The sequence below is a fragment of the Actinomycetota bacterium genome (assembly GCA_040755895.1).
Taxonomy (GTDB): Bacteria; Actinomycetota; Aquicultoria; order Subteraquimicrobiales; family Subteraquimicrobiaceae; genus Subteraquimicrobium.
Genome location: JBFMAG010000128.1, coordinates 1 through 3,967, shown reverse-complemented (window position 1 = coordinate 3,967; position 3,967 = coordinate 1). Strand labels below are relative to the sequence as shown.

Genomic DNA, 3,967 nt, shown 5'->3' with positions numbered 1-3,967 from the left:
GATATGTTAATTAGCTTTTATTCCTTAAATACTCATCAATTGCTGTAGCGGCTTTCCTGCCCGCCCCCATGGCGAGGATGACGGTTGCCGCACCGGTGACGATGTCGCCACCAGCGTAAACCCCTTCTCTGGAGGTCCTTCCGGTTTCTTCATCGGCTATGATGTATCCTCGTTTGTTTAACTTAAGTCCTGGGGTGCTTCTGGGGATGAGGGGATTGGCACCCGTTCCAATGGCGATTATCACAACATCCACATCGATTACGAATTCTGAACCCTTTATGGGAACGGGGCGCCGACGTCCCGATTCATCGGGTTCGCCCAGTTCCATCTTCAAACACTCCATGCCACAAACCCAACCGTCCTTACCCAATATCTTTGTGGGGTTGGTGAGGAGCTTGAAAATAACCCCCTCCTCCTTAGCCCTTTCGATCTCCTCCACCCGCGCCGGCATCTCGGCCTCCGAGCGGCGATAGACGAGGTAAACATTCTCAGCACCCAGGCGAAGAGCCGTGCGAGCGGCATCCATAGCCACATTGCCCCCACCCACCACAGCCACATTTTTCCCTCTTTTGATCGGTGTGTTATATTCTGGAAATAGGTATGCTTTCATCAGATTCGAGCGGGTTAAAAATTCATTGGCGGAGTACACTCCATTTAAGTTTTCACCGGGAATTCCCAAGAACAGGGGAAGTCCCGCTCCGGTACCGATGAACACGGCGTCATATCCATTGTTCAAGAGGTCGTCGATGGTGAATAACTTCCCGATGACCGTGCTGGTTCTTATCTCAACACCTAATTTCCGCACGTAGTCCACTTCAGCCTGGACGATGGCTTTCGGTAATCTGAATTCTGGAATTCCATAGACCAGAACCCCTCCCGCCTTGTGTAGCCCTTCAAAGATGGTTACCTCGTGTCCTAGCCGTGCCAGATCTCCAGCAACGGTGAGTCCAGCGGGTCCGGAACCGATGACCGCGACCCTCTTTCCAGTAAACTTGGGTCCAGGAGGGATTTCCACCATCCCCTGGGCTCGCTCATAGTCGGCGGCGAATCTTTCGAGTCGTCCGATGGCTAAAGGATCATTCTTCCTTCCCAAGGTGCAAAACTTTTCGCATTGGTCTTCCTGGGGACAGACCCGACCACAGATGGCGGGAAGACAGTTCTTCTCCTTTATTTTCCGAATGGCTCCGATGAAATCCCCATCTGCTATGAGCCGAACAAAAGCCGGTATGTCTACCTCCACGGGACAACCCTGAATGCAAGGAAATTTCTTGCATTGAAGACAGCGCTTCGCCTCCTGGACGGCTTGCTCAGGGGTATACCCCAAGGCAACCTCATCGAAGTTCGTGATGCGCACCCTCGGATCCTGTTCGGCCATCTTTACCCTTTGCAACATCATAACTTTCTTTGATTTCTCCAGTCCCCGATTACTTCCCAACTCTCGTCACCTTATTATCAGACATCTAATACTATCTTTCATTTTAACCCTTGCTCTTTAGCCTCCGCCCTTCGTCCTTTCTTTTTGTTTGGTAGTGCTCAAGGGCTAATTTTTCTTCCTCAAGATACATTCGCTGCCGAGCCATGAGCAGATCAAAATCGACCCGATGACCATCGAAATCTGGTCCATCGACACAACAAAACTTCGTTTCCCCTCCCACGGAGACGCGGCAGGCTCCGCACATTCCCGTCCCATCGACCATAATTGGATTGAGACTGACCATAGTTTTCACCCCAAAATCCAGAGTGATCCTGCAAACGAATTTCATCATGATGGCTGGACCGACGGCCATGACTAAATCCGCCTTCTTTTCTTGGAGGAGATCCCTCAAAGCATCGGTGACCAGCCCGTGACGGCCCTTACTTCCGTCATCCGTGGTGATATAAAGCTCATCGCTCACCATTTTCAGTTCATCCTCCCATACGAGGAGATTGGCACTCCTTGCCCCCAAGATGGTGATCACATAATTTCCAGCATTTTTAAAGGCTCGGACAATGGGATAAATGGGAGCAGCACCGACACCCCCTGCCACGCAGATGACATAGCCATAATTTCCTATCTTCGTGGGATGCCCTAGGGGTCCCACGACATCGGCGAGGAAGGTGCCTTCGGATAGAGTCGCCAAATGCTTCGTCGTTTTACCAACTTCCTGGAAGATGATGGTCAGAGTCCCCTCCTCTCTATCGAAATCGGCAACGGTTAGGGGGATCCTCTCACCGCGCTCATCGATCCTTATGATGACGAATTGACCAGCTTTAACTCTTCTAGCAATATCCGGAGCAGAGACGCGGATCAAGCTGACCTCCGGTGAGAGTACCTTTTTCTCAAGAATCTCGAACATAAAAAACTCCCTCACTGTATTTTTGCTTATTTTCACAACTTAAGAATTTGAAGTCAAATTTTTTCTGGGAATGGTATTTAAATTCGACTGTGCGTTCAGAAGCTTGAAGGCTCCGGGCTTCCGAGCTCAGGGTGAGATTGAATGAAGGAGATAATTTATCGATCGAGTTGTTGATCTTGCCTACTGAGATATGGTGGGCATTTGAACCTCCGGTTCGGGTGGCATTGCTTGTTCCACTTCGGTTTGCTCCATTTCCCACTTACCACATCTTCCGCCCCAGCGAGCCAGGGTCTTTCCCGAAACCTGTATTCTCACAATTTCGCAGTTGTTGGGGCATCCTCCGCAGTAAAAGCTCGAAGTGGTATATTCGATTTCGGAGGCCTCAAAACCCTTAAAATTGCTGCGAGTATTATCGGTGATTACCTTTTCCTTGGCTAAAAGTGCTGCGCCTATGGCTCCCATCACGTGGTAATACCTGGGGACCACCACTTCCACGCCCAAAGCCCCCTCAAATGCCTTTTTCATGCCCTCATTTGCGGCTACTCCACCTTGAAAAACTATGGGAGGTAGAAGCTCTTTCCCTTTAGCTAGATTATTTAAATAATTCCGCACCAAAGCTTCACAAAGTCCATAGATTATGTCCTCTACGGGATATCCCATTTGTTGCTTATGGATCATATCCGATTCAGCGAACACGGTGCACCTGCCCGCGATTTGAGCGGAAGAAGAAGCCTTAAGAGCGTATGTGCCAAATTCCTCGATGGGAATGCCAAGACGAGTGGCCTGGTGATCAAGGAAGGAACCGGTACCCGCGGCACAGACGGTATTCATGGCAAAATCGACCACGACTCCCTCCCGGATGATTATCAGTTTGGAATCCTGCCCACCGATCTCCAAGACCGTCCTTACCTCTGGAATGACATGAATGGCTGCCACGGCATGAGCTGTGATTTCATTCTTTACGATATCCGCTCCCACGATGACTCCAGAGAGATAGCGAGCAGATCCCGTGGTTCCCACACCGCAAATTTCTATATCCAGCGGCAATTTACCCCACAAGCTTCTTAAACCTTCTTGCACAGCTTTTATGGGATTGCCTCGAGTCCTGAGATATTCGTAAGCCAGAACTTCATCTCGAAAGTCGATTACAACGAGATTTGTGCTCACCGATCCCACATCGACTCCTAGATAACCCCTCATTTAAAATTACCTCCTCTTTGAGGCCATTTTTGAGCCAGGGTAAGGCTCAACGTTCCCTAGTCCAGGTGAATCCGAGGAAAATGTAAAAATAAAATCACCTCCTTTTTATGAGTTCTCTTCTGTTTCTCATGAGGTCGATGAAGGCTTCAAGCCGGGTTTGTATTCCAGCCTTGCCCGTATGTTCATCGATAACCAGGGATAAGATTGGTATGTTCTGTTCACGAGAAACCACGGGCAAAATCTGTTTTGCTACGGTCTCTGGCATACAGGTGAAGGGCATCATGTGGATCACACCATCAAAACCATGTTCGGCCAAGAGCGCCGTATGCCCAACGGTGGGCAAACCTTCCCCACCCACCCTATGCTTTAAATAGGGATGGGCGGCTTCAACTAAATCTTCGTAGGGGGTACCTCCAACTACATTCTCCCTC

General features: G+C 49.7%; 4 protein-coding genes. All 4 read right to left on the bottom strand.

Features of this window, described 5'->3' with window-relative positions; genetic code table 11:
- Positions 1 to 10 precede the first annotated feature (10 nt).
- The gene (gene gltA / locus AB1466_06035) at positions 11 to 1,396 is read right to left on the bottom strand and encodes an NADPH-dependent glutamate synthase (GenBank protein ID MEW6189642.1); all 1,386 of its coding nucleotides are present in this window, start codon (positions 1,394 to 1,396) and stop codon (positions 11 to 13) included.
- Positions 1,397 to 1,478: 82 nt separating this feature from the next.
- Positions 1,479 to 2,336 (bottom strand): sulfide/dihydroorotate dehydrogenase-like FAD/NAD-binding protein, encoded by an 858-nt coding sequence (locus AB1466_06030; GenBank protein ID MEW6189641.1) that lies wholly within the window; start codon positions 2,334 to 2,336, stop codon positions 1,479 to 1,481.
- Between the two features lie 180 nt (positions 2,337 to 2,516).
- The gene (locus AB1466_06025; GenBank protein MEW6189640.1) at positions 2,517 to 3,536 is read right to left on the bottom strand and encodes an acyl-CoA dehydratase activase; all 1,020 of its coding nucleotides are present in this window, start codon (positions 3,534 to 3,536) and stop codon (positions 2,517 to 2,519) included.
- A 94-nt stretch (positions 3,537 to 3,630) separates the two neighbouring features.
- Positions 3,631 to 3,967: 2-hydroxyacyl-CoA dehydratase (locus AB1466_06020; protein ID MEW6189639.1), on the bottom strand; the 337-nt coding region annotated here is incomplete at its 5' end.

Excerpts from the sequence above, each read along its gene's own strand:
- gltA (MEW6189642.1), bottom strand. The coding sequence starts at position 1,396 with ATGATGTTGCAAAGGGTAAAGATGGCCGAACAGGATCCGAGGGTGCGC.
- AB1466_06025 (MEW6189640.1), bottom strand. The coding sequence starts at position 3,536 with ATGAGGGGTTATCTAGGAGTCGATGTGGGATCGGTGAGCACAAATCTC.
- AB1466_06030 (MEW6189641.1), bottom strand. The coding sequence starts at position 2,336 with ATGTTCGAGATTCTTGAGAAAAAGGTACTCTCACCGGAGGTCAGCTTG.